The organism is Micromonospora sediminicola, assembly GCF_900089585.1.
GTDB lineage: Bacteria > Actinomycetota > Actinomycetes > Mycobacteriales > Micromonosporaceae > Micromonospora > Micromonospora sediminicola.
Window position 1 is genome coordinate 369,394 of sequence record NZ_FLRH01000003.1, and the last position, 21,748, is coordinate 391,141.

The window sequence follows — 21,748 nt, forward strand, 5'->3', positions numbered from 1 at the left end:
TAGGGATGGCCGAGATCCTCCTTTTCCACCACCTGCGGGGGCTCACCGATGGCGTCCGCGCCCTCGCCGACTCGCTCGGCGCCGCCGGGCACACCGTGCACGTCCCCGACCTCTTCGACGGCGAGCGGCCGGCCAGCCTTGAGGACGGCTCGGCGCTGATCAAGCGGATCGGCGGCGACGTCCTCGACCAGCGGGCCGACCGGATCGCCGCCGACCTGCGCCCCGACCTGGTCTACGCGGGCGTCTCCTGGGGTGCCGCCATCGCCCAGCGGCTCGCCCAGACGCGGCCCGGCGCACGGGCCGCCCTGCTCTACGAGGCCTGCCTGCCGGTGACCGGCGAGTGGGCGATCGGCCCCTGGCCCGACGGCGTGGCCGTGCAGGTGCACGGCATGGAGCAGGACCCGTTCTTCGGCCTGGAGGGTGACGTCGACGCCGCTCGGGAGCTGGTGTCGATCGTCGGCCCCGAGCGCGGCGAGTTGTTCGTCTACCCGGGCGACCGGCACCTGTTCACCGACCGCTCCCTCCCGTCGTACGACGCCGACGCGACCGCGCAGGTGGTGAGCCGCAGCCGCGACCTCCTCGCCCGGCTCGGTTGACCGCTCACCCGGCGTCCCGCAGCCGCGCCACCGCGGCGACGTACTCGGCGTCGGTGAGCGCACCCCGCTGGTGTTGGCGGGCCAGCACGTGGAGGTCCCGGCGCTGGTCGGCGCTCAGCGTGGGTGAACCGGCCGCCCCGGCCGGCGGGGACGGCGGTCCGGCCGGCGGGGACGGCGGTCCGGCCGGCGGGGACGGCCGCCCGAGCGGCGGGGACGGTGGCCCCGCCCGCCGGGCGGCCCGGTGGTGCGCCCGCAGGGTGGTGAGGATCTCGTCGTAGTGCTCCGGCCAGGTCGCCAGCCGGCCCAACTCGGGGTTGAGCGAGAACAGCCGGAAGTGGCCGCGCTGCAACGGCGTCTGCACCGGCTCGCCGTCGACCCGGTCGATGACGATCGCCAGCCGACCCATGTCCAGCCCCGCCATCGAGCCCGTGCCGCTGCGGATCTCCGCCACCGACTCCCACGGCACCGTCGTCGTGCGGAACATCGCACGGGAGCGCACGCCGACGTCGCTCACGTAGACGCCCAGCATCGCCTGCCGGACCCCCACCACGAGGCCGAGCGCGAGCCAGGCCGCACCGAACACGGCCACCGGCGCCGGGACCACTCCGTACAGGCCGCTGACCACGAGGAAAGCCCCGACGCCGGCCGTCAGCAGCACGCCGAGAAGCGCGCCGGCGGTCTCCAGGTCCAGTGAGTACGGTCGCTGCCACCGGGTCATGCCGTCAGGGTGACCGGCCGTGTCCAGTGCTACTTGTACTGCGCGATCTGGATCAGGTTGCCGCAGGTGTCGTCGAACACGGCGGTGGCCACCGGGCCCATGTCGACCGGCTCCTGCGTGAACAACACCCCGAGCCCGCGCAACCGGTCGTGCTCGGCGGCGACGTCGTCCACCGCGAACTGCGTGAGCGGGATGCCGTCACCGGCCAGCGCCTCCTTGAACGCCTTGGCGGCCGGGTGCGCATCGGGCTCCAGCAGCAGCTCGACGCCGTCCGGGGCCTCGGGCGAGACGACCGTCAGCCAGCGGTGCTCCCCGGTCGGCACGTCGGTCTTCTTCACGAAGCCGAGCATGTCGGTGTAGAAGCGCAGCGCCTTCTCCTGGTCGTCGACGTACACGCTCGTCAGGTTGATCCTCATGGCGTCTCCTCGGTGGGTTCGGACCTGAGCCATCGCTCGGTGATGGACCGCAGCGGGCGGGTGTCGAGGTGGTGGAACTTGTAGCGACCCTGCCGCCGCGTGACGATCAGGCCGGCGGCCTCCAGGACGTCGAGGTGCTGCGAGATCGCCTGCCGGGACGAGCCGACCTGGTGCCGCGTCGCCAACCGGCCGCAGATCTCGAACAGGGTCTGACCGTCGCGCTCGGTCAGCTCGTCGAGGATCAGGCGGCGGGTGCGATCGGCCAGCGCCTGGAAGAGATCGCCCACGTCCACCACAATAGGCAAGTCGCCGCTTGCATACAACGAGGGCGCACATGATCGTTCCGATGATCGACCTCCCTGCGGCCAGGCCGACCACCCTTGGCCGCGGCTACGCGGGGAAATGCCTCCAGTGCCCCTCGGAAACGACCTCGACCGTGCCGTCGGCCACCTTGATCGCCGTCTGGTCGTCGATGGCGTACGCCGACCCCCCGATCTCGGCCGCCCACTTCTCCGCACCAGCCATGGTGTTGTCCGGCTCAAGACCCAGGTGGGGGAAGATCGAGAAGTCGACGACCCCCAGCGTGCGGTCGTCGGGCGCTGCCTGCCACGCGACGAAGTCCGCGCCGACCCGGGGGGTCAGCACCATGCTCCCCGCACTCAACCCCACCCAGACGGTGTCCCGCAGCGACGGCAGGAGATCGGCCAGCCCGGACTGCCGCATCCAGTGGCACAGGTACGTCGCATCACCGCCGCCCACGAGCATGACATCGGCCTCCCGAACCCAGGAGACCCACCGCTCGTCGCCGATGCTCGGCAGTGCTGTCAGCTCGAGGACGCCCAGCGACTTCCAGCCCAGGTCGCACATGGGCAGCGGCGTCTGCCCGGTGATGAAGCGCCAGGCCGAGGCCGGCCCGCCCATGGGATACGTCGCCGTGGGGATGCAGAGGGCACTGGAGTCGGCGATCGGCTTGCCCAGCAGGTCGACCAGCGCGTCGCGGATGCTCGGGTTCATGACGCCCGCGGACGTGAGAAGAAGTTTCACGCTTGCCTCCTGTACGTAGCGGCCATGACCCTCTCCGCGAGAGTCGGGATCAGGCGCTCTCGCCACTACAGACCAGACACCGCAACGAAACTCATCGCCGTTGCGAACCCGAAGCCCTCCGCACGCACATCGGCATGGCTAGGGCGTTCGTCGGCGGCTCCTGCCACTCCTGGCCCCCTGGGACCTGTCGCGCACCACCTGGCTTCGGGAACTGGGCATGCGAGCACGACTCCTGGATCTGAAGGAAAATCAGAAGAGGCGCTCGCGTGCCAGCTTGTCCACGACGCGTTTTGCGCCTAACTGCCACCGCATCGTCAATGGGAATGCCAGGGGTTGACTCACATTGATGCAGGCCGACTCGGGAAAGTCGACACTACCGACGTTCCCGTCCGCTTGTACGGAGGAGTACGCGCGGCCACGAAATTTGCGCGCCCATCCAGTTGGGGTTTAGACGTAGGGCGACGTGCCGAGGCGTACACCGTTGGCAGACCCCACAGAGTTCACCGAGATGACCTTGCTGAGGGTGATGGTGCGTCCGAAGCACACTGTCCACCCGTTCGCCGCCAGCGCCTTGGTGGCGCATTGCCACGCCCCCTGGTTGCCACCGTTGGAGGTGAACAGGTCCGCGTACGTGTGCACCGAATAGGCGGTGGATCGGTTGTTGCGGACGATCACTGCGGACTGGGTGCCCGTGTTGTTCGCCGCCCTGATCGCGCAGACCTGGGCGAGCACATCGGTGGCGAGCGTCTGGCTGCCGGCGCAGCCCCAGGTGCTGGAGCTGGAGGTAATCGGGTTTGTGTTGCCGTAAGCAACCCAGGTGCCGCTCTCCGCCGCCGCGGCGGGGCCGGCGGTTGCCAGACTCAGCCCGAAAACTGCAGTCACGACCGCTGTCGATCCTGCAACCATCCGCGCAACTCGCATATCGATCCCTTCTGGACCTTGGTAGGAGGGGAACCGCAGCCTAACGAAATCGCTTCGAGGCCGCTGCCCCGCTGCAACCTGCCGTCACGTTCTGCTCCTCATCACCGGCCGAGTTCCGCCCGGACGCGCACCCCGCACCCAGGGCGGCAGGTCGACGGACCAGAAACGCAGCTCTCACCGCCAAGAATGATCGTCGCCCGCGAGAACGTTCGGGCCATCCCACCAGACATCGCATATCTGCTCCACGACCGGTGCCCGGTCGTCACCTTCGTGCTCGGTGGCAGTCGGTCCGACCGCCTCCAGTTTCGACCAGGGTCGCTCGAGACTTGTCATCTCGGTGTGGAAGTAGGATGTTCGACCTGCCAGGTACGGCGCTGTTCGTCCGCTAGACGGTCCGGCGCCCGGACCGCAGGTTGGAGTTCGTGCCGAAGACGCACCGGTCGAGCCGGCTCTGCCGCTGTCCGCGCTGGCGGTCCGCGGTTGGAGCCTCAGCGGGCCTGGCAGGCCAGGGAACGGCTTGCAGCGGGAGAGCTGTGGTCGGCTTCGGGTGGGTCCGCGCCAGCACGTCGGCACCCCGGTGGAGCCCTGGAACGCCAGTCGGTGCTTCAAGCAGTTGCGGGCCATGGCTGCTTGGACTGGCTGCACCCGCAGGACCTCCGGCACGCGTTCGCCACGTTCCTGCTCGACCAGGGCGAGGAGCTGCGCACGGTGATGGAGCTGCTCGGGCACCCACGATCACGGCCGACACCTATGGGGCACGTCCTGCCGGCGCGGGCTCGTCAGGCTGCTGCCTCGGCCATCGACCGAGTGCTCGGCGAGGAAGGGACGACGTGACCGCTTGACTGTACTCGGACCCGAGATCAACCGGTGTTTGTGTTGGTGGAGCCCAGGGGACTCGAACCCCTAACCCCTGCCTTGCAAAGGCAGTGCTCTGCCAGTTGAGCTAGGGCCCCGTGTCGGGCGGCAACCGCCCGGTGTCAGCTCAGCGCAGGTCGGGCGCGGTGGTGGCCTCGTGCCACAGGGCGCGCTCGTCGTTCGAGGCCTTGACCTTCTTGGCCACGACGGCGGCCACACCGACGATGCCGGCCAGGATCAGCAGCTTCTTGAACATGGGCTTGACCCCTCGCGCTCGACGACCGTCGGACGGTGTGCGGTGGGGCTAGCTGGAATCGAACCAGCGACCTCAGAGTTATCAGCTCTGCGCTCTAACCGACTGAGCTATAGCCCCGCGTAGCGACGAGCAAGGTTAACCCATCGCCTTCTGCGCCCCCAAATCGGGGGTCCCATGACGGAACCTACCCGGAGACACGACGCCGGGGCGACCGCTTTACGCGGCGGCGCCCCGGCGTCGTCCGGTTCAGTCCCGCTCGGCGAGCGTCAGCTCGATCCCGCCGACCAGGTCGGCGCAGACGTTGTAGACGAACGCGCTCAGCGTGGCCAGCGCGGTGAACAGCACGACGTTGACCAGGCCGATCAGCGCGGAGGTCAGGATCACGCCCTTGGCGGTGATCCGGAACCCGCCCCCGCCGCCCGAGCCGCCGCCGGCGTTGACCAGGTCGGTGAGGCTGTCGTTGACGCTCTTGAACACGCCCATCGCGTCGAGCGCGAGGTAGAGCACCGAGGTCGCCACGACCACGACGATGAAGAGCACGACCGAGACCGCGAACGCGAACTTCATCACGGACCAGGGGTCGATCCGCTTGAGGTTCAGCCGGGCCCGGCGCGGCCCGCGCGACGCGGCCGAACTGACCGAGGTACGCGCGGCGCGTACCGCCTCACCGACACGCGCGGCGCCGACGGCCGCCGCGCCGCTGATCCCCGGCGGCAGGCCACCGCCGTTGGCGGGGCGGCCCCCCTGGGGCTGCTGGGCCTGGGCGCCGCCGGCGGGGCGGGCACCGTCGGGCGCCGTCTTGGGCGCGGTGCCCAGACCGGCGCCGATGCGCGGCTGGGTGCCGGTCGTCCCGGGGGACGGCCGGGCGGCCGCCGTCGGCGTGGTCGGCGGTGTGCTCGTGGCGGGCTTCGCCGCGGCCGGGGCGGCCAGGCCGTCGGCCGAGGTGGGCGCGTCGACCTTGGTCTCGGTGGCGTCGCGTGTCCCCGAGTCCTCGGCGGGCTTGTCGGGAGGCGGGGCCATGCCGGGGGCCCGGGTGAACTTCGGGGCAGGCGCGTCGGCGGGGACCGTGGCCCGACCCACGGCCGCGCGGCCGGTCGCTGGTGTACCGCCCTGCGCGGCCTCCTCGTCGACCGGGGTGGCCGAGGTCCCCTTGTTCCCCGACTTCGCCTGTGTCTCCGTCATCAACTAGTCCTGTTCGTCAGGCTCGTCGGCATTGCGAGCAATCGCCACGATAGTCACGCCGTCCGGGAGGTCCATCAGCTTGACCCCCATTGTGTTCCGGTCACGCGTACGGCGTACAGGCTTCACCGGAGTCCGGATGACGCCGCCGTTGCTGGTGATGGCGAACAGCTCGTCCTCCGGATCGATCACGACCGCGCCGACCAGACCACCGCGTCGCTCGGTGATCTTCGCAGTCAGCACGCCCTTACCTCCCCGGCCCTGGACCGGGTATTCCTCGATCGGGGTACGTTTCGCGTAGCCCCCGTTCGTCGCGACCAGAACGTCCAGACCCTCCCGGACCACCTCGACGGCGAGCAACTCGTCCTCGCCGCTGAAGCGCATGCCGATCACGCCGGAGGTGGCCCGGCCCATCGGACGCAGCGCCTCGTCGGTGGCGTTGAAGCGGATCGCCTGCGCGTTCTTCGACACGAGCAGCAGGTCGTCCTCCGGAGCCACCAGGACCGCACCGACCAGCTCGTCCTCATCGCGCAGGTTGACCGCGATGATGCCGCCGGAACGGTTGGAGTCGAACTCCTCGAGCCGCGTCTTCTTCACCAGGCCGTTTCTCGTGGCCAGTACCAGGTAGGGCGCCACCTGGTAGTTCGGGATTTCGATGATCTGCGCGATCTGCTCGTCCGGTTGGAACGCGAGCAGGTTGGCCACGTGCTGGCCCTTGGCCACCCTACTGGCCTCGGGAAGCTCGTACGCCTTCGCCCGGTAGACCCGACCCTTGTTCGTGAAGAACAGGATCCAGTCGTGGGTAGAGCATACGAAGAAGTGGCTCACGATGTCGTCCTGCCGGAGCGTCGCCCCGCTGACGCCCTTGCCCCCACGCCGCTGCGACCGGTAGAGGTCGACCTTCGTCCGCTTGGCGTACCCGGTGCGCGTGATCGTCACGACCACGTCCTCGCGGGCGATGAGGTCCTCCATCGAGACCTCACCGTCGAACGGCACGATCTTGGTGCGGCGCTCGTCGCCCCACTTGGCGATGATCTCGCCCAGTTCCTCCGAGACGATCCGCCGCTGCCGCTCGGGCTTGGCCAGGATGTCCTTGAGGTCGGCGATCTCCAGCTCGAGCTTGGCCAGGTCGTCCAGGATGCGCTGCCGCTCCAGGGCGGCCAGGCGACGCAGCTGCATGTCCAGGATCGCGGTCGCCTGGACCTCGTCGATGTCCAGCAGCCGGATCAGCCCCTGCCGGGCGTCCTCCACCGTGGGCGAGCGCCGGATCAGGGCGATCACCTCGTCCAGCGCGTCCAACGCCTTGGACAGGCCGCGCAGGATGTGCGCGCGCTCCTCCGCCTTGCGCAGCCGGAACGCGGTCCGCCGGCGGATCACCTCGATCTGGTGCTCGACGTAGTAGCGGATGAACTGGGCCAGGTTGAGCGTGCGCGGCACGCCGTCGACCAGCGCCAGCATGTTGGCGCCGAACGTCTCCTGGAGCTGGGTGTGCTTGTAGAGGTTGTTCAGCACCACCTTGGCGACCGCGTCGCGCTTGAGCACCAGCACGATCCGCATGCCGGTACGCCCGGAGGACTCGTCCCGGATGTCGGCGATGCCGGCGAGCTTGCCTTCCTTGATCAGCTCGGCGATGCGTTCGGCGAGGTTGTCCGGGTTGACCTGGTAGGGCAGCTCGCTGACCACCAGCGCCGGCCGCCCCCGCTTGTCCTCCTCCACCTCGACCACCGCGCGCATCCGGATCGAGCCACGCCCGGTCCGGTACGCGTCCTGGATGCCCGCCTGGCCGACGATCAGGCCGTGGGTCGGGAAGTCCGGGCCCTTGACGATCTCCAGCAGGGCTTCCAGCGTGGTCGCCTCGTCGGCCTCCGGGTGCTCCAGGCACCACTGCACGGCCGCGCCGATCTCGCGCAGGTTGTGCGGCGGGATCTTGGTGGCCATGCCGACCGCGATGCCCTCGGATCCGTTGATCAGCAGGTTCGGGATCCGCGACGGCAGGATGGTGGGCTCCTTGGCCCGGCCGTCGTAGTTGTCCTGCAGGTCGACGGTGTCCTCGTCGATGTCCCGCAGCATCTCCATGGCGAGCGGGTCGAGCTTGCACTCCGTGTTGTGGCTGACGAAGCCGTCGGAGACGAACGAGTGGTCGTCGGTGTCGACCCGGATGCTGTAAACCGGCCGAACCCCCGCGTCGGTGACGTCGGTCACCTCGGCGTAGTAGAACCGACCGTCGACCAACGGCTCGACCACGTCGAGGATCCCCGGCTCGGTGATCCGGGCGGCGATCTCGTCGCGGTCTCGCTCCCAGCGCTCGATCCGGTCGACGTTGTGCCGACGCAGCCAGTCGCGCTCGGTCCAGCGGCTCGCGCCGTGCTCACGGACGAAGTCGCCGACGAACGGCACGTGGTCGCCGGACAGCGCGGTGCTGCTCGCCGGCACCTGGGCCAGCTCGGACTCCAACTTGGCCTGCTTGCGGCCGAGGAAACCGACGTGAGCGGCGAAGATCCGGGCGTCCCGCCGGTTGGTGACGACGACCTTGATCTCACCGTTTTCGTACCGGCACTGGCGGCTGACGACGCCGAACTCCAGCAGGAGCTGCTGCACCTCGCGGGCCAGACGCTCACTGCGGGTCGAGTACGAGACCTGGATGGTGTGGCGCGGCAGCAGCGAGGACGAGCCGTCGCCCTCGAACAGCGCCTGGAGGAAGGCCCGCTTGACCGCGGCCGGTCCGCGCCAGACGAACTCCGGCACGAACTTGGCGGCACTCCGCGCGCCGACCATCTCGCCGAGGACACTCGCCCGGAGTGCGGAGAGGTCCTGTACGTCGAGTTCGTGCAGCGTGCTACCGGAGGCGATGACGCGCTCGGCGACGTAGCGGGGGCCGCCGACCGCGAGGTCGTAGGCCGTCAGGACGCGGACGAAGAAGTCCCGGTCGACGTTGTTGAAACCGGCCCGGCGCTCCGACACCCAGCCCTCGGACACGAACGCGCCGGCCAGGACGGCCGCCTCGACGTGCTCCAGCATCGGGTAGCCGATCTCGTCCGGCACGGTGCGCTGCAGGACCACCCGGTCGCCCGGGGCGATCTCGGCGAGCAGCTTCCACAGCAGGGTCGGCACGCCGGCCACGCTCACCAGGCAGAGCACCGGGTGGTTGTGCGTGCCGGTCAGCTCGTACCCCTCGCGGGTGCGCAACCGCAGCGTGGGGTGCTCGCCGGAGTGGAAGAACCTGCTGGCGCGGACCAGGTCACCGTTGCGGTCACGGACCTTCAGCTCGACGTCGGTCTCGCTGCTCGGCGCGGCGTCCGGCACGACGTCGCCGATCCGCACCGTGCCGTCGACGGTACGGATCCGGGCATCTGCGGTGAGGCAGTAGCGCATGGCGGCGGCCGGATCGTTGCCCGGCGAGCCGAAGTTGCCGTTGCCGTCGACCAGCGGGTAGCGCAGCGACCACGGCTGTGCCATCCGGACCAGCGCGTCGTAGATGGCCGAGTCACCGTGCGGGTGGAACTGGCCCATCACGTCGCCGACGACCCGGGAGCACTTCACGTAGCCGCGGTCCGGGCGGTAGCCGGAGTCGAACATGGCGTAGAGGATCTTGCGGTGGACCGGCTTGAGCCCGTCCCGGACGTCCGGCAGGGCCCGCCCGACGATGACGCTCATCGCGTAGTCGAGGTACGAGCGCTGCATCTCGACCTCGAGGCCGACCGGCTCGATCCGGTCGTGCTGGACGACCGCGGCCACTGTCTCCGGGGTCTCCGGCTCGTTCGGGGTGGACTCGGGAGTATCGGTCACTGTTAACCCTTATCAGACTCAGAGTCGTGATCTCGCTGTGGATAACGGCTGTGGAAAGCGGCCAGACTGTGGATAACTCTGTGGACCGCCGGGCCGGCCGGTGGATTTCCGGCCGGCCCGGACCGGTCCGTCAGATGTCCAGGAACCGCACGTCCTTGGCGTTGCGCTGGATGAACGAGCGGCGCGCCTCGACGTCCTCACCCATGAGGACGCTGAACAGCTCGTCGGCGGTTGCGGCGTCGTCCAGCGTGACCTGGCGCAGGGTGCGGGTGGCCGGGTTCATCGTGGTCTCCCACAGCTCGGGGTAGTTCATCTCACCGAGACCCTTGAACCGCTGGATGTCGTCCGGCCGGGCGTTGGGCTTCTTCTGCTGCCGCAGCGCGATCAGCCCGTCACGCTCCCGGTCGGAGTACGCGTACTGGGCGTCGTCGCCCTTCTTGTTCCACTTGATCTTGTAGAGCGGCGGGGCGGCCAGGTAGACGTGCCCCAGCTCGACCAGCGGCCGCATGAACCGGAACAGCAGGGTGAGCAGCAGCGTCTGGATGTGCTGGCCGTCGACGTCGGCGTCGGCCATCAGCACGATCTTGTGGTAGCGCAGCTTCTCGATGTCGAAGTCGTCGTGGATGCCGGTGCCCAGCGCGGTGATCAGCGCCTGCACCTCGTTGTTCTTCAGGACCCGGTCGATCCGGGCCTTCTCCACGTTGAGGATCTTGCCGCGGATCGGCAGGATCGCCTGGGTGCGCGGGTCGCGGCCCTGCTTGGCCGAACCACCGGCCGAGTCGCCCTCGACGATGAAGACCTCGGACTCGCGCGGGTCGGTCGACTGGCAGTCGGCCAGCTTGCCCGGCATCGAGCCGGACTCCAGCAGCGACTTGCGGCGGGCCAGCTTGCGCGCCTGCTGGGCGGCGATGCGGGCCCGGGCGGCCTGGGACGCCTTCTGGATGATGGTCTTCGCCTCGGCCGGGTTGCGGTCGAACCAGTCGACCAGCGACTCGTTGCAGACCCGCTGCACGAAGCCCTTGACCGGGGTGTTGCCCAGCTTGGTCTTGGTCTGGCCCTCGAACTGCGGGTCGGTGAGCTTGACCGAGATGATCGCGGCCAGGCCCTCGCGGATGTCTTCCCCGGAGAGCCGCTCGTCGCCCTTGAGCAGCTTCTTCTCCGCGCCGTAGCGGTTGACCACGCTGGTCAACGCGGCCCGGAAGCCCTCCTCGTGGGTGCCGCCCTCGTGGGTGTTGATGTTGTTGGCGAAGGTGTAGACCGACTCGCCGTACGACTCGTTCCACTGCATGGCGATCTCGACCGACATGCCCGTCTCCTCGGCGCCGAACTCGACCACCGTCTTGTGGATCGGGTTCTTCGAGGCGTTGAGGTGCCGGACGAAGTCGGCGATGCCGCCGTCGTAGTGGAAGGTGACCTCGCGGAGCTTCCCCTCCTCGTCCTCCGGCACCCGCTCGTCGAGCAGGTGGATGGTGAGGCCGCGGGTGAGGAAGGCCATCTCCTGCAGTCGCCGGTAGATGGTGTGGAAGTCGAAGTCGACCGTCTCGAAGACGTCCGGGTCGGGCCAGAACGACACCGCGGAACCGGTCCGGTCGGTCGGCTCACCCTTCTCCAGCGGCGTCGGCTTGGAGTGGTCGTAGCGCTGGCGCCAGACGAAGTTGTCCTTGTGGATCTCCACGGCCATCTTCGTGGAGAGGGCGTTCACCACCGAGACGCCGACGCCGTGCAGGCCGCCGGAGACCGCGTACGCCTTGCCGTCGAACTTGCCGCCGGCGTGCAGCACGGTCAGCGCGACCTCGACACCCGGCTTCTTCAGCTTGGGGTGCAGGTCGACCGGGAAGCCACGGCCGTTGTCGGTGACCCGGACCCCCCCGTCGCCGAGCAGCACCACGTCGATGGTGTCGCAGTGCCCGGCCAGCGCCTCGTCCACCGCGTTGTCGACGACCTCCCACACCAGGTGGTGCAGACCGCGCTCGCCGGTGGACCCGATGTACATACCGGGCCGCTTCCGGACCGCTTCCAGGCCCTCCAGCACGGTGATGGACTCGGCGCCGTACTTCTTGTTGTCCTCCGCTGCCACCCTCGGCCACTTTCTCGCACCGGCCGCGCGTGGGCGCGGGGCGCGGGTTTCGGCGGACAGGACGCGACGTCGGCGCGCACGGGCCGCCCCCGGGATCGCCAGGTCACGGATCGTGCACACCGGTCGCCGCGGATGCCCGCGGATCGCGATCGGCTCGGACCCGATGCGGGACAATGATCAAGGGCCCTGGGGGCCCGTGTCCGTCGCTCCGTGTCGGGTCTTTCGTCTCGCCCCCAATCTTACTGTGCGGAGCCGACCAAACCGCCACTCGGCACCCTCTCCGAGGCGGCTGAGAATGCCGTAGCCGGACGAACCTCGCTGCCCGCGACTCCCCCTACACGCCACTGGGGCCGTGCCGCGCCATCGGCCGCCGCGACCCGTGGCCGCTCGCCGGCCCGGCCGACGACGGGCGCCGACCGGGGGTCGCGGTGGAACTCGACGTGCCGTACCTTTTGCGGCGCCGCCGTTGCGGTCTTGATCTTTCGCGCCCGAACCGGGGACCATCGCCGGAGATGGTCCGACGACGCTTGGTGAGAGGTGACGCCAGATGGGGCTGGACAACGTCGCGGTGCACTGGCCGCGTACCGGCCGCTTCTACGACCCGGTCGCGCCGGCTGAGTTCGTGGACTTCGGCGAGATCGTGGACATGCCACGGATCTCCGCACCGACCGCCGCGCTCGCCGAGCTGATCGCGAAGACCGGCACGGTGCGGGCAACCGTGTACACGGAGCTGGTCGACCTGATCCTCGGGTTGGAGAATGTGCTCTACGCCACGGAGAACGCCGCCGAGGACGAGGATCCGGTGATCGACCCGGACGGGTGTTCCTGGATCGCCGAGGGCGTGGAGAAGTTCGTCGCCCGGCACCGCCCGTACGGCGAGGCGGTCACGTTCGAGTCGGTCAGCGAGGTGTTGCGCGCGCTGCTCGGCGACGGTCGGCTCGCCGAGCAGCAGCTCCGCTGGCTGGACAGCCGGCTGGACCGGTTGCGGGACGAGAGCGGCGATCCGCCGCAGTGGAACTTCACCTGCGCCGAGCTGAGCGTGCTGGCCGCGTTCTACCGGCGGTGCGCCGAGCGCGGCTTCGCGGTCTACGCCGACGCCTGACCCGGGTTCCCCGCCCCGCCGGGCCCGACGGTGGCCCGGTTGGCGGCGGCGATCACCTCGGTGAGCGCGTCGTGCAACTGCCGCAGGTCGGCCAGCGGTAGGCCGAGCCGCTGCACGATGGCCGGCGGGATCCGCTCGGCCTGCGCCCGCAGGGCCCGTCCCTCGGCGGTGAGCGAGACGGCCAGGCTGCGCTCGTCGGAGGCGTCCCGTTCGCGCCGTACGTAGCCGGCGGCTTCGAGGCGCTTCAGCAGCGGCGACAGCGTGCCCGGGTCGAGCTGGAGCAACCGGCTCAGCTCCCGGCCCGACAGCGGCGCGTGCTGCCAGAGCGCCAGCATGACCAGGTATTGCGGGTGGGTGAGTCCCATCGGTTCCAGCAGCGGGCGGTAGACGGCGACCACACCGCGCGCGGCGACGGACAGGGCGAAGCAGACCTGCTGCTCCAGCGCCAGGGGATCGTCCTCGACCCGGTCGGTCACGTGCGCCCTCCTCGTCGTCGTTGCGATGATACCAACGATTGGTGTACCAATTGTTTGTACGCCAATCGTCTGGGAAGGATGCCGATGAGCAGCGACGAGCAGGTGGGCGACACCTCCGGCCAGGGCGGACGCCTCCTGGGCTGGGTCTTCCGCAACCTCGCCGGCCCCTCCCAGGTGCAGGGTGCCGTGCAAGGCGGCTCACGGCTGGCGCGCGAGGCCTGGAAACAGGACCTGGAGCGGCGCAAGCAGTGGAGCCGCGAACAACGGGAACTCAAGCGCGCCCGCCGGGAGGCCCGGCGGGCCGGGGGCGACGGTCAGCCGTAGGTGTCGCGCGGTCCCCGGCCGCGCACCCGGCGCGGCCCCCGCGACCATGACGGCGCGGCCGGACCGTGGATGTGCAGCTTGCGCACCACGTTGTGGCCGACCTCACGGGCGATCTGCTTGAGCAGCGAGCCGGCCAGCAGGCGCAGCTGGGTGGCCCACGCCGTCGACCGGGCCTCCACGGTCAGCTCACCGTTCTCCAGCTTCACCGGGCGGCTGTGCTGGGCGACCTCCGGCCCGACCACCTTCTCCCAGGCGCCGAAGACGGTCGCCTCGGCCGCCGGCTGTTGCCAGCCCCGCGCCTTGACCAGCTTGTCCAGCACCGCGCCGAGCGGCTGCGGGTCACGCGGGTCCGGCCCGGCCCCGGAGTAGCCGCGCAGCCGCCGCTCGCCGTCGCCGCGCACCGCGGCACGCCGCCGGGGGGCCGCCGTCTGGCGCCGGGCCTTCGCCGCGTCGAGCACCGCCCGGGCCAGTTCCGGCCCGCTCGCGCCCTCCGGCAGGCCCGCGGCCGGCTCGCCGTCCGCCGACTTCCCGGGGGTACGCGCGTCGCGTCCCGGCCCCAGCCGGGCCGGCGGGAGTCGCACCTCGTCATCCGACACGTCGCACCGTCCCCTCCGCGACCGTGTAGCGGGCGCCGCGCAGCGTCGCCGGCACGTCGTCGTCCACGGCACAGGTCACCAGAAGCTGGCCGGCACCGCCGACCAGCTCGGCCAGCCGTTCCCGCCTGCCGGCGTCCAGCTCGGCGAAGACGTCGTCCAGCACCAGCACCGGCTCGATCCCGTCGGCCCGCAGCAGGTCGTAGCCGGCCAGCCGCAGCGCCAGCGCGTACGACCAGGACTCGCCGTGGCTGGCGTACCCCTTGGCCGGCAGCGGGCCCAGCGTGAGGGCCAGGTCGTCGCGGTGCGGCCCGACCAGCGTGGTGCCGCGCTCGATCTCGGCGGACCGGTTCGCGGCGAGCGCGGCGGTGAGCGCCTCGACCAGCGCCGCCCGGTCGGCCGCCGGCTCGGGCAGCTCGACCGACGGCCGGTACGCGATGCCGGCCGCGCCCCGGCCGGCGGCCACCGCGTCGTACGCCTTCGCCACGTGCGGGGTGAGCGCGGCGACCAGCTCCAGCCGGCCGGCGAGCAGGTCGGCCCCGTGCTGCGCCAGGTGGGCGTCCCACACGGCGAGGGTGGACAGGTCACCGCCGCGCGTACCGCCGGTCTTGCGGGCCAGGTACGACGTCCGCAGCAGCGCGTTGCGCTGCTTGACCACCCGCTCGTAGTCGGCGCGGACGCCGGCGTAGCGGGGCTGGCGGGTGACGAGCAGGTCGTCCAGGTAGCGGCGGCGTTCGGCCGGATCGCCGCGGACCAGCTCCAGGTCCTCCGGCGCGAAGAGCACCAGGCGCAGCGCGCCCAGCACGTCCCGGGCGCGCCGGGCCGGGGACCGGCCGAGCCGGGCCCGGTTGGCCTTGCCCGGGACGATCTCCAGCTCGACCAGCAGCTCCCGGCCGTCGTGCACCACCGCGCAGCGGATCACCGCCGAGGTGGCGCCCATCCGCACCAGCGGGGCGTCCGTGGCGACCCGGTGCGAGTCCAGGGTCGCCACGTAGCCCAGCGCTTCGACCAGGTTGGTCTTGCCGACGCCGTTGGCGCCGACGAGCACGTTCGGACCCGGCTCAAGGTCGACGCCGACCCGCTCGTAGGAGCGGAAGTCGACCAGTTCGAGCCGGCGGACGTACACAGGCTGTGGACAGCGCTCAGCGCTTGTGGACGGCGTGGCCGCCGAACTGCTGGCGCAGCGCGGCGACGGCCTTCATGGCGGGCGAGTCGTCCTGCCGCGACGCGAACCGGGCGAACAGCGAGGCGGTGATGACGTTGAGCGGGACGGCCAGCCGGACCGCCTCGTCGACCGTCCACCGACCCTCGCCGGTGTCCTCGGTGTAGCCGCTCAGCTCGGCCAGCTCCGGGTCCTCGTCGAGCGCCCGGTCGAGCAGGTCGAGCAGCCAGGACCGGACGACCGTGCCCTCCCGCCAGGACTTGAACACGCCGGGGACGTTGGTCACCAGCTCGGAGGCGGTGAGCAGCTCGTAGCCCTCGGCGTAGGCGTGCATCAGGCCGTACTCGATGCCGTTGTGCACCATCTTGGCGTAGTGGCCGGCGCCGACCGGACCGGCGTGCACGAAGCCGAACTCGCCCTCGGGCTTGAGCGCCTCGAAGATCGGCATGAGCCGCTCGACGTGCTCCTGGGCGCCGCCGACCATCAGGCCGTAGCCGTTCTGCCGGCCCCACACGCCGCCGGAGACGCCGACGTCGATGTAGCCGATGCCCTGCTCGTTCAGCCGCTCGGCGCGCGGGGCGTCGTCGCTGAACCGGGAGTTGCCGCCGTCGATGATGATGTCGCCCTCGCCGAGCACGCCGGCGAGTTCGTCGATGGTGGCGTCGGTGACGGCGGCGGGGACCATGACCCAGATCGCGCGCGGCGAGTCGAGCTTCTCGGCCAGCTCCGCGAGACTCGCGGCGTCGCTGAGCTCCGGGTTACGGTCGAAACCGACCACCTCGTGCCCGGCGGCGCGCAGCCGCTCGCGCATGTTGCCGCCCATCCGGCCGAGTCCTACCAGGCCGAGCTGCATCTGCTCCTACCTCCGTACGTCAGGGTCGTGCTGCCTGCGATCAGCGGGACACGCGGATCGGCATGATGAGGTACCGGTACCCCGGGATGACCTCGCCATCCTCGCCGGCCGGGGAAATGACCGCGGGCTTGAACGCGTCGACGAACCGCAGCAGGGCGTGCTGGGCGCCCAGGTTGTTCAGGCCGTCGATCAGGTACTGCGGGTTGAAGCCGATGGTGAGCGGGTCGCCGCTGAAGGTGGCCTCCATGGCCTCGCTGGCCCGGGCCTCCTCGGTGCCGCCGGCCTCCACCACGAGCCCGTCGGAGCTGAAGCTGAGCAGCACCGGGGTGGTGCGCTCGGCGACCAGCGCCACCCGCTTGACCACCTCGATGAGGGTGGCGACCGGGACGCGGGCCTCGGCGTTGTGGTCGGCCGGGAAGAGCGACCGCACCGGCGGGTAGTTGGCGCCGTCGAGCAGCCGGCTGGTGGTCCGGCGGGTGCCGCCGGAGAAGCCGATCATGCCCTCACCGGCGCCGCCGGAGGAGAGCGCCATGGTGACGTGCCCGCCGAGCGGGCCGAGCGCCTTGGCGGTGTCGTGCAGCGTGCGGGCCGGAACCAGCGCGTTGAGGCTGATCTCCGGGTCGTCCGGGTTCCACTCCATCTCGCGCAGCGCGAGGCGGTAGCGGTCGGTGGCGAGCATCGCCATGGTGCCGCCGGACAGCTCGAGCCGGACGCCGGTCATCATCGGCAGCGTCTCGTCCCGGCCGGCGGCCACGGCGACCTGGGCCACGGCGGCGGCGAAGGCGGCGGCGTCGACGGTGCCGGCGCTCTCCGGCATCTCCGGCAGGGTCGGGTAGTCCTCCACCGGCATGGTCGGCAGGGTGAACCGGGCGCTGCCGCAGACCAGCTCCAGGTGGGCGCCGACGGCGGCGATGTCCACCGGCTTGGCCGGCAGGGCCTTGGTGATCTCGGCGAGCAGTCGACCGGAGACCAGGGCGGCGCCGTCCGCGTCACCCTGCACCTCGACGGTCACCTGGCTGGAGACCTCGTAGTCGAAGCCGGAGACCTGGAGGTTGCCGTCGGTCACCCGGAGCATCACCCCGGCCAGCACCGGTACGGAGGGTCGGTTGGGCAGGCTCTTGGCGGTCCACGCGACCGCCTCGGCGAGCGCGTCGCGCTCCACTCGGAACTTCATCAATGCCTCCGCGTCGACGTCAGCGACAACTCTCTCATGCCGACCGCTGCCACCCGTCCCGCCCGACCGTGCGGGTACCCATCGCACCTTAGGGCGCGTGGGCATCGGCTGTGCGCCCGACCCCGTGGATCCAGGTGCCCGGGCGACTGCCGGCGGCAGTGCTCCGGCCCGATCCACAGGAAGTCCAACGGTGATGATTGGTTTTTGTTGTTTAGAAGAGATAACTCATCGTCTTCATCGCACCTGTGCAAACTGTGGAGAACCCGCGTCCGCGCAGGTCAGACAGGTTATCCACCGGTGGTTTGGCTGTGGAGAACCAGGGGTACAACCCGTGTCCCGGTCCACAGCCGTCGCCAGCTCCCGGGTTTTCCACGGCTGTCCACCGGTTGTCCACCGGTAATCCACCGGGTTTCTCCCCAGTGCTGTGGACAGCGCCGACGCCGTCGACCGCAGTTGTCCCCAGAACCTTCAACAGGCCGCCCACAGGCGGACCGTCGTCGGTGGACAACGGAGCCGTCGTCCCCAGGCATCCACAGCGTCGTCCCCAGGAGTTGTCCACAGTCTGTGGGTAACCGGCCGAATGCACAGGGTGGTTTTCCACCGCCTGTGACACAGGGGGTGTGGACAACGGGCACGAGCTGTGGACGAGCACGCGACCGATCCTGTGCCCTTCACCGGGTCGAGGGTCAACCGCTCCCGCCGCCCGCTCCCCGCAACCACGGATCTCGGCCCCTCCGGAGGCGAACACGTCCATGACCGGTGGCCCGTCCGGGCGGAAAGAGTGCGCGAGCGGGTCGCGCGGCAGGACGACCGGCCACCCGCGCGGCCGATTTTTCGTGTCGCCCGAGGAGTCCGGGTCACCGAGAACGGGGCGCCCCGACACAAAGGCCTTGATCACCGCGCCGGAGTGACGGGCGGGAGGGCGGGAGGGCGGGAGGGCGGGAGGGCGGGAGGGGTGGGGCTCAGGTGTTCTGCTTGATGCGGTTGGTCAGCTCGGCGATCTGGTTGTAGAGCGAGCGTCGCTCCGCCATCTGCTGACGGATCTTGCGGTCGGCGTGCATCACCGTGGTGTGGTCCCGGCCACCGAACGCCTGGCCGATCCGGGGCAGCGACAGGTCGGTCAGCTCACGGCACAGGTACATGGCCACCTGCCGGGCGTTGACCAGCACCCGGGAGCGGGAGTGACCCCGCAGGTCCTCCAGGCTCACCCCGAAGTAGTCGGCGGTGGAGACCATGATCTGGTCGGCGGTGATCTCCGGGCCGGCGCCGTCCGGGATGAAGTCCCGCAGCACCTCCTCGGCCAACGACAGCTCGACCGAGGAACGGGTGAGGCTGGCGAACGCGGTGACCCGGATCAGCGCCCCCTCCAGTTCCCGGATCGAGTTCGACACCCGGGACGCGATGAACTCCAGCACGTCCGGCGGGGCGTAGAGCCGCTCCTGCGCCGCCTTCTTCTGCAGGATCGCGATCCGGGTCTCCAGGTCCGGCGGCTGGATGTCGGCGAGCAGTCCCCACTCGAACCGGGTCCGCAGCCGGTCCTCCAGCGTCGCCAGCTGCTTCGGCGAGCGGTCGGAGGTGATCACGATCTGCTTGTTGGCGTTGTGCAGCGTGTTGAAGGTGTGGAAGAACTCCTCCTGCGTCCGTTCCCGGTTCTCCAGGAACTGGATGTCGTCGATCAGGAGGATGTCCACGTCCCGGTAGCGGCGCTGGAACGCGCTGGTCTTGTCGTCCCGCAAGGAGTTGATGAAGTCGTTGGTGAACTCCTCGGTCGAGACGTACCGGACCGAGCGGGCGTTGCCCAACGTGGTGGCGTAGTGCCCGATGGCGTGCAGCAGGTGGGTCTTGCCCAGCCCCGAGCTGCCGTAGATGAACAGCGGGTTGTACGCCTTGGCCGGCGACTCGGCCACCGCCACGCTCGCCGCGTGGGCGAAGCGGTTGGACGAGCCGATGACGAACGTCTCGAACATGTACTTCGGGTTGAGCCGGTTGCCACCGCTGTCCCCGGCACCGGGCAGCCGGCGGTCGGCCTGGCCGCCGGGACGGTGGTGGTCGGCGCCGCCGCGACCCGGGCCGCTGTCCGTCGCGCCGTCGCGGGGCAGACCGCGCATCGGGGGAGGGTCGACCGGTCCCGGGGCCTCCCGGTAGCGGGGCTCGTACCCGCCGGCGTCGGGAGCGGCCGGCTCGATCCGGGGCCGCTCGTCGTAGGGGCGGCGTTCCGGCGCGGCCCGCATCGGCTCGGCGAACGCGGCGCCGAACAGGGTGTCCTGTCCGTCCCGGCCGGCCGGGATCAGCTGGGGTCGTCCGCCGTCGGCGGTCCGCTGCCGGGGGGCGGGCTCGTCCACCGGCTGCTCCGGCCGCACCTCGGCGAACCCGGGCTCCTGGCGGGGCGCGGGATAGGCCGGTGCGGCCGGCTGGTCGAAGCCGGGAAGCAGGTCCGCGGGGCCGTCCGGTTCGGCGAGCGGTTCCGGAGCGCTGCGGTACACCGTGCCGGCCGGGCGTCCGGCCGGGTCCTCGGCGACCCGCACCGTGACGGCCACCTGGATCGGCCGGCCGAGCCGGCGACTCAGGGCTTCCGTGATGGCGGGGCGGAGACGGGACTCGATCACGTCCCGGGTGAAGGCGTCCGGGACGGAGAGCAGGGCGGTGTCCTCGACGATCGCCCGGAGCCGGGTGAGCCGGAGATACGCCCGCTGCTGCGCGGAGATGATCTCGTCGGCGAGTTCCTCGGTGGTCGCCGTCCACACCGCGGCGAGGTCGTTCGCTCCGGTCACCGTCGTGCCACCCCCTCGCCTGATCCTCACGCCCGCCCGGACGGCTGACCGGTCGTCATCCACAAGTTATCCACAGCCTGTGTGTACCGACCGATTGTGGCCGCCCACCGGACGCGGGTCGGACCTGCCCCCTGGTTCGCGGAGGCGTTGAAGCGGGTTCACCGTGCCGAACGATTCAACAGCTTGTCCGGTCTTGCCGGTCGGCGACAAACTCGGACCCCCGACGCCGACCGCAATCGCGCACGCTAACAGCGGGGACCCCACACCATCAACCGCCGACACCCTGGCGGCGTTGGCAACATCAGTGAAAACCGCCCCTTCGGTCGCCATTCCGGCGCAGGTCGGAGCCGGAGTGTGACGTTTGACGGTCGTTGCGCCCCTGCGTAGGCTGGAGCGGCTGCTCTCTCGCCCTCTGCTAGGGTGATGGATGCTTGCTGTCCGTGGCTGTCGCCCCGCACCGTCGGGGGTCGCGTCACCGGGCAGCGCCGATCGGAGGTCACCGCCGAGGTGATCTGGACCAGCACACGACCCCGGGCGATCCGCCGCGCGGGGCGTACGACAACGGAGAGCCTGACGTGAGCAAGCGCACCTACCAGCCGAACAACCGCCGGCGCGCGAAGACCCACGGCTTCCGGCTGCGCATGCGCACCCGTGCCGGCCGCGCCATCATCTCGACCCGTCGCACCAAGGGCCGCACCCGCCTGTCGGCCTGAGGCCGACCGGTCCGGTCCGGGGACGTGGGCAGTCGTGCTGACCGCCGCGCAGCGACTGCGGCGCAGTAGCGACTTCGCCGCAGCGGTTCGCGGTGGCCGACGCGTCGGCCGTGGGGCCGTCGTGGTCCACCTGAGCCTCCCCGAGCCGACCAGCCCCACCGGGACCACCTCGCCGGAGCCGGCGCGGAGCAGCGGTGCGGAGAACTCCGCACCCCGCCGCGCCGGCTTCGTCGTGTCCAAGGCCGTCGGCGGCGCGGTGGTCCGCAACACGGTCCGCCGCCGCCTGCGGCACCTGGTCCGGGAACGCCTGGCCGAACTGCCCGCCGGCACCACCCTGGTGGTACGCGCGCTGCCCCCGGCCGCCGACGCCACCTACGCCCGGCTCGGGGCCGACCTGGACGCCGCCCTCGCCGCCGCGCGGTCGCCCCGGGGACGGCGGTCGCGGTGAACGGCGCGCCCCCGACCCCGTCGCCGACTACCGGTGCCCGCATGCTGCTGGCGCCCATCATCGCGTACCGTCGGTGGATAAGTCCGGCGCTGCCGGCCCGCTGCCGGTTCTACCCGTCGTGCAGTGCCTACGCCGTGGAGGCGGTGTCCCGGCACGGTGCGCTGCGGGGGGCCTGGCTGACGGTCCGGCGGCTGTCGCGCTGCCACCCCTTTCACCCAGGTGGTCACGACCCGGTGCCGGAGCCGGGCGATCGCCGCCGTGCCGACGTGACTGGAGCCTGAGAA

Annotated in this window: 22 protein-coding genes and 2 tRNA genes; 7 read left to right on the forward strand and 17 right to left on the reverse strand. The window is 70.7% G+C overall.

Annotated elements, in window-relative coordinates; all coding sequences use genetic code 11:
- The first annotated feature begins 5 nt into the window (after window positions 1–5).
- Entirely contained in the window at window positions 6–596 is a 591-nt protein-coding gene (locus tag GA0070622_RS02220; RefSeq protein ID WP_091567578.1) for a dienelactone hydrolase family protein, read from the forward strand.
- 4 nt (window positions 597–600) lie between these two features.
- Here GA0070622_RS02220 and GA0070622_RS31900 read toward each other — a convergent pair whose 3' ends face one another.
- From GA0070622_RS31900 to GA0070622_RS02245, 5 genes are all read right to left on the reverse strand, one after another.
- Entirely contained in the window at window positions 601–1,314 is a 714-nt protein-coding gene (locus GA0070622_RS31900; RefSeq protein ID WP_141684511.1) for a PH domain-containing protein, read from the reverse strand.
- 29 nt (window positions 1,315–1,343) lie between these two features.
- Window positions 1,344–1,730 carry a VOC family protein gene (locus tag GA0070622_RS02230; RefSeq protein WP_091567584.1) on the reverse strand — a complete coding sequence of 129 codons (387 nt, stop codon included), beginning with the start codon at window positions 1,728–1,730 and terminating at the stop codon, window positions 1,344–1,346.
- The gene (locus GA0070622_RS02235; RefSeq protein WP_176558860.1) at window positions 1,727–2,029 is read right to left on the reverse strand and encodes an ArsR/SmtB family transcription factor; all 303 of its coding nucleotides are present in this window, start codon (window positions 2,027–2,029) and stop codon (window positions 1,727–1,729) included. Before GA0070622_RS02235 ends, GA0070622_RS02230 begins: the two co-directional genes overlap by 4 nt.
- 91 nt (window positions 2,030–2,120) lie before the next feature.
- A complete protein-coding gene (locus tag GA0070622_RS02240) occupies window positions 2,121–2,774 on the reverse strand; it encodes a Type 1 glutamine amidotransferase-like domain-containing protein (RefSeq protein WP_091567587.1) in 654 nt (217 codons plus the stop codon).
- A 447-nt stretch (window positions 2,775–3,221) separates the two neighbouring features.
- Entirely contained in the window at window positions 3,222–3,656 is a 435-nt protein-coding gene (locus GA0070622_RS02245) for a hypothetical protein (protein ID WP_218012338.1), read from the reverse strand.
- A gap of 669 nt (window positions 3,657–4,325) precedes the next feature.
- Between GA0070622_RS02245 and GA0070622_RS32345 the strand changes: the two genes are divergently transcribed.
- Window positions 4,326–4,529 (forward strand): tyrosine-type recombinase/integrase, encoded by a 204-nt coding sequence (locus GA0070622_RS32345; protein ID WP_176558761.1) that lies wholly within the window; start codon window positions 4,326–4,328, stop codon window positions 4,527–4,529.
- A 43-nt stretch (window positions 4,530–4,572) separates the two neighbouring features.
- Here GA0070622_RS32345 and GA0070622_RS02255 read toward each other — a convergent pair.
- From GA0070622_RS02255 to gyrB, 6 genes are all read right to left on the reverse strand, one after another.
- A tRNA-Ala gene (locus GA0070622_RS02255) sits at window positions 4,573–4,648 on the reverse strand.
- Window positions 4,649–4,677: 29 nt separating this feature from the next.
- Window positions 4,678–4,806, reverse strand: a complete 129-nt coding sequence (locus GA0070622_RS32825; protein WP_013283222.1) for a DLW-39 family protein — start codon at window positions 4,804–4,806, stop codon at window positions 4,678–4,680.
- A 43-nt stretch (window positions 4,807–4,849) separates the two neighbouring features.
- Window positions 4,850–4,923: transfer RNA gene (locus GA0070622_RS02260), tRNA-Ile, on the reverse strand.
- A gap of 129 nt (window positions 4,924–5,052) precedes the next feature.
- Window positions 5,053–5,988 carry a DUF3566 domain-containing protein gene (locus tag GA0070622_RS02265; RefSeq protein ID WP_091567596.1) on the reverse strand — a complete coding sequence of 312 codons (936 nt, stop codon included), beginning with the start codon at window positions 5,986–5,988 and terminating at the stop codon, window positions 5,053–5,055.
- Window positions 5,989–5,991: 3 nt separating this feature from the next.
- Complete coding sequence (gene gyrA / locus GA0070622_RS02270; RefSeq protein WP_091567600.1) at window positions 5,992–9,771, reverse strand: intein-containing DNA gyrase subunit A; 3,780 nt, start codon at window positions 9,769–9,771, stop codon at window positions 5,992–5,994.
- A 130-nt stretch (window positions 9,772–9,901) separates the two neighbouring features.
- Window positions 9,902–11,848 carry a DNA topoisomerase (ATP-hydrolyzing) subunit B gene (gene gyrB / locus GA0070622_RS02275; RefSeq protein WP_091567604.1) on the reverse strand — a complete coding sequence of 649 codons (1,947 nt, stop codon included), beginning with the start codon at window positions 11,846–11,848 and terminating at the stop codon, window positions 9,902–9,904.
- A gap of 547 nt (window positions 11,849–12,395) precedes the next feature.
- On the opposite strand from gyrB, the gene GA0070622_RS02280 reads away from it, so the two are divergent.
- Window positions 12,396–12,950 carry a hypothetical protein gene (locus tag GA0070622_RS02280; RefSeq protein WP_091567607.1) on the forward strand — a complete coding sequence of 185 codons (555 nt, stop codon included), beginning with the start codon at window positions 12,396–12,398 and terminating at the stop codon, window positions 12,948–12,950.
- Here the strand turns inward: GA0070622_RS02280 and GA0070622_RS02285 are convergent.
- A complete protein-coding gene (locus tag GA0070622_RS02285) occupies window positions 12,935–13,426 on the reverse strand; it encodes a MarR family winged helix-turn-helix transcriptional regulator (protein ID WP_091567611.1) in 492 nt (163 codons plus the stop codon). The two genes, GA0070622_RS02280 and GA0070622_RS02285, sit on opposite strands and share 16 nt — an antisense overlap.
- Window positions 13,427–13,510: 84 nt before the next feature.
- On the opposite strand from GA0070622_RS02285, the gene GA0070622_RS02290 reads away from it, so the two are divergent.
- On the forward strand, window positions 13,511–13,750 hold the full coding sequence (locus tag GA0070622_RS02290) for a hypothetical protein (protein WP_091567615.1): 240 nt from the start codon (window positions 13,511–13,513) through the stop codon (window positions 13,748–13,750).
- Here the strand turns inward: GA0070622_RS02290 and GA0070622_RS02295 are convergent.
- From GA0070622_RS02295 to dnaA, 5 genes are all read right to left on the reverse strand, one after another.
- The gene (locus tag GA0070622_RS02295) at window positions 13,741–14,346 is read right to left on the reverse strand and encodes a DciA family protein (RefSeq protein WP_091567619.1); all 606 of its coding nucleotides are present in this window, start codon (window positions 14,344–14,346) and stop codon (window positions 13,741–13,743) included. The genes GA0070622_RS02290 and GA0070622_RS02295 overlap by 10 nt on opposite strands.
- Complete coding sequence (recF, locus tag GA0070622_RS02300; RefSeq protein ID WP_091567624.1) at window positions 14,336–15,469, reverse strand: DNA replication/repair protein RecF; 1,134 nt, start codon at window positions 15,467–15,469, stop codon at window positions 14,336–14,338. The genes GA0070622_RS02295 and recF overlap by 11 nt, the downstream gene beginning before the upstream one ends.
- Window positions 15,470–15,485: 16 nt before the next feature.
- Entirely contained in the window at window positions 15,486–16,358 is an 873-nt protein-coding gene (gene gnd / locus GA0070622_RS02305; RefSeq protein WP_091567627.1) for a phosphogluconate dehydrogenase (NAD(+)-dependent, decarboxylating), read from the reverse strand.
- Window positions 16,359–16,398: 40 nt separating this feature from the next.
- Entirely contained in the window at window positions 16,399–17,532 is a 1,134-nt protein-coding gene (gene dnaN / locus GA0070622_RS02310) for a DNA polymerase III subunit beta (RefSeq protein WP_091567631.1), read from the reverse strand.
- 962 nt (window positions 17,533–18,494) lie between these two features.
- On the reverse strand, window positions 18,495–20,366 hold the full coding sequence (gene dnaA / locus GA0070622_RS02315; protein ID WP_369700173.1) for a chromosomal replication initiator protein DnaA: 1,872 nt from the start codon (window positions 20,364–20,366) through the stop codon (window positions 18,495–18,497).
- A 512-nt stretch (window positions 20,367–20,878) separates the two neighbouring features.
- On the opposite strand from dnaA, the gene rpmH reads away from it, so the two are divergent.
- From rpmH to yidD, 3 genes are read left to right on the forward strand one after another with little or no spacing between them, the layout of a single operon-like run.
- Complete coding sequence (rpmH, locus tag GA0070622_RS02320; RefSeq protein WP_091567639.1) at window positions 20,879–21,016, forward strand: 50S ribosomal protein L34; 138 nt, start codon at window positions 20,879–20,881, stop codon at window positions 21,014–21,016.
- Window positions 21,017–21,050: 34 nt separating this feature from the next.
- Window positions 21,051–21,464 carry a ribonuclease P protein component gene (gene rnpA, locus GA0070622_RS02325; RefSeq protein ID WP_091567643.1) on the forward strand — a complete coding sequence of 138 codons (414 nt, stop codon included), beginning with the start codon at window positions 21,051–21,053 and terminating at the stop codon, window positions 21,462–21,464.
- A 41-nt stretch (window positions 21,465–21,505) separates the two neighbouring features.
- Entirely contained in the window at window positions 21,506–21,745 is a 240-nt protein-coding gene (gene yidD, locus GA0070622_RS02330; protein WP_091567651.1) for a membrane protein insertion efficiency factor YidD, read from the forward strand.
- The last annotated feature ends 3 nt before the right edge of the window (window positions 21,746–21,748 follow it).

What these genes read in the sequence shown, in the direction of transcription:
- GA0070622_RS02220 (WP_091567578.1), top strand. Translation starts at nt 6, where the DNA reads ATGGCCGAGATCCTCCTTTTCCACCACCTGCGGGGGCTCACCGATGGC.
- GA0070622_RS31900 (WP_141684511.1), bottom strand. Translation starts at nt 1,314, where the DNA reads ATGACCCGGTGGCAGCGACCGTACTCACTGGACCTGGAGACCGCCGGC.
- GA0070622_RS02230 (WP_091567584.1), bottom strand. Translation starts at nt 1,730, where the DNA reads ATGAGGATCAACCTGACGAGCGTGTACGTCGACGACCAGGAGAAGGCG.
- GA0070622_RS32825 (WP_013283222.1), bottom strand. Translation starts at nt 4,806, where the DNA reads ATGTTCAAGAAGCTGCTGATCCTGGCCGGCATCGTCGGTGTGGCCGCC.
- GA0070622_RS02265 (WP_091567596.1), bottom strand. Translation starts at nt 5,988, where the DNA reads ATGACGGAGACACAGGCGAAGTCGGGGAACAAGGGGACCTCGGCCACC.
- GA0070622_RS02280 (WP_091567607.1), top strand. Translation starts at nt 12,396, where the DNA reads ATGGGGCTGGACAACGTCGCGGTGCACTGGCCGCGTACCGGCCGCTTC.
- GA0070622_RS02290 (WP_091567615.1), top strand. Translation starts at nt 13,511, where the DNA reads ATGAGCAGCGACGAGCAGGTGGGCGACACCTCCGGCCAGGGCGGACGC.
- gnd (WP_091567627.1), bottom strand. Translation starts at nt 16,358, where the DNA reads ATGCAGCTCGGCCTGGTAGGACTCGGCCGGATGGGCGGCAACATGCGC.
- dnaN (WP_091567631.1), bottom strand. Translation starts at nt 17,532, where the DNA reads ATGAAGTTCCGAGTGGAGCGCGACGCGCTCGCCGAGGCGGTCGCGTGG.
- yidD (WP_091567651.1), top strand. Translation starts at nt 21,506, where the DNA reads ATGCTGCTGGCGCCCATCATCGCGTACCGTCGGTGGATAAGTCCGGCG.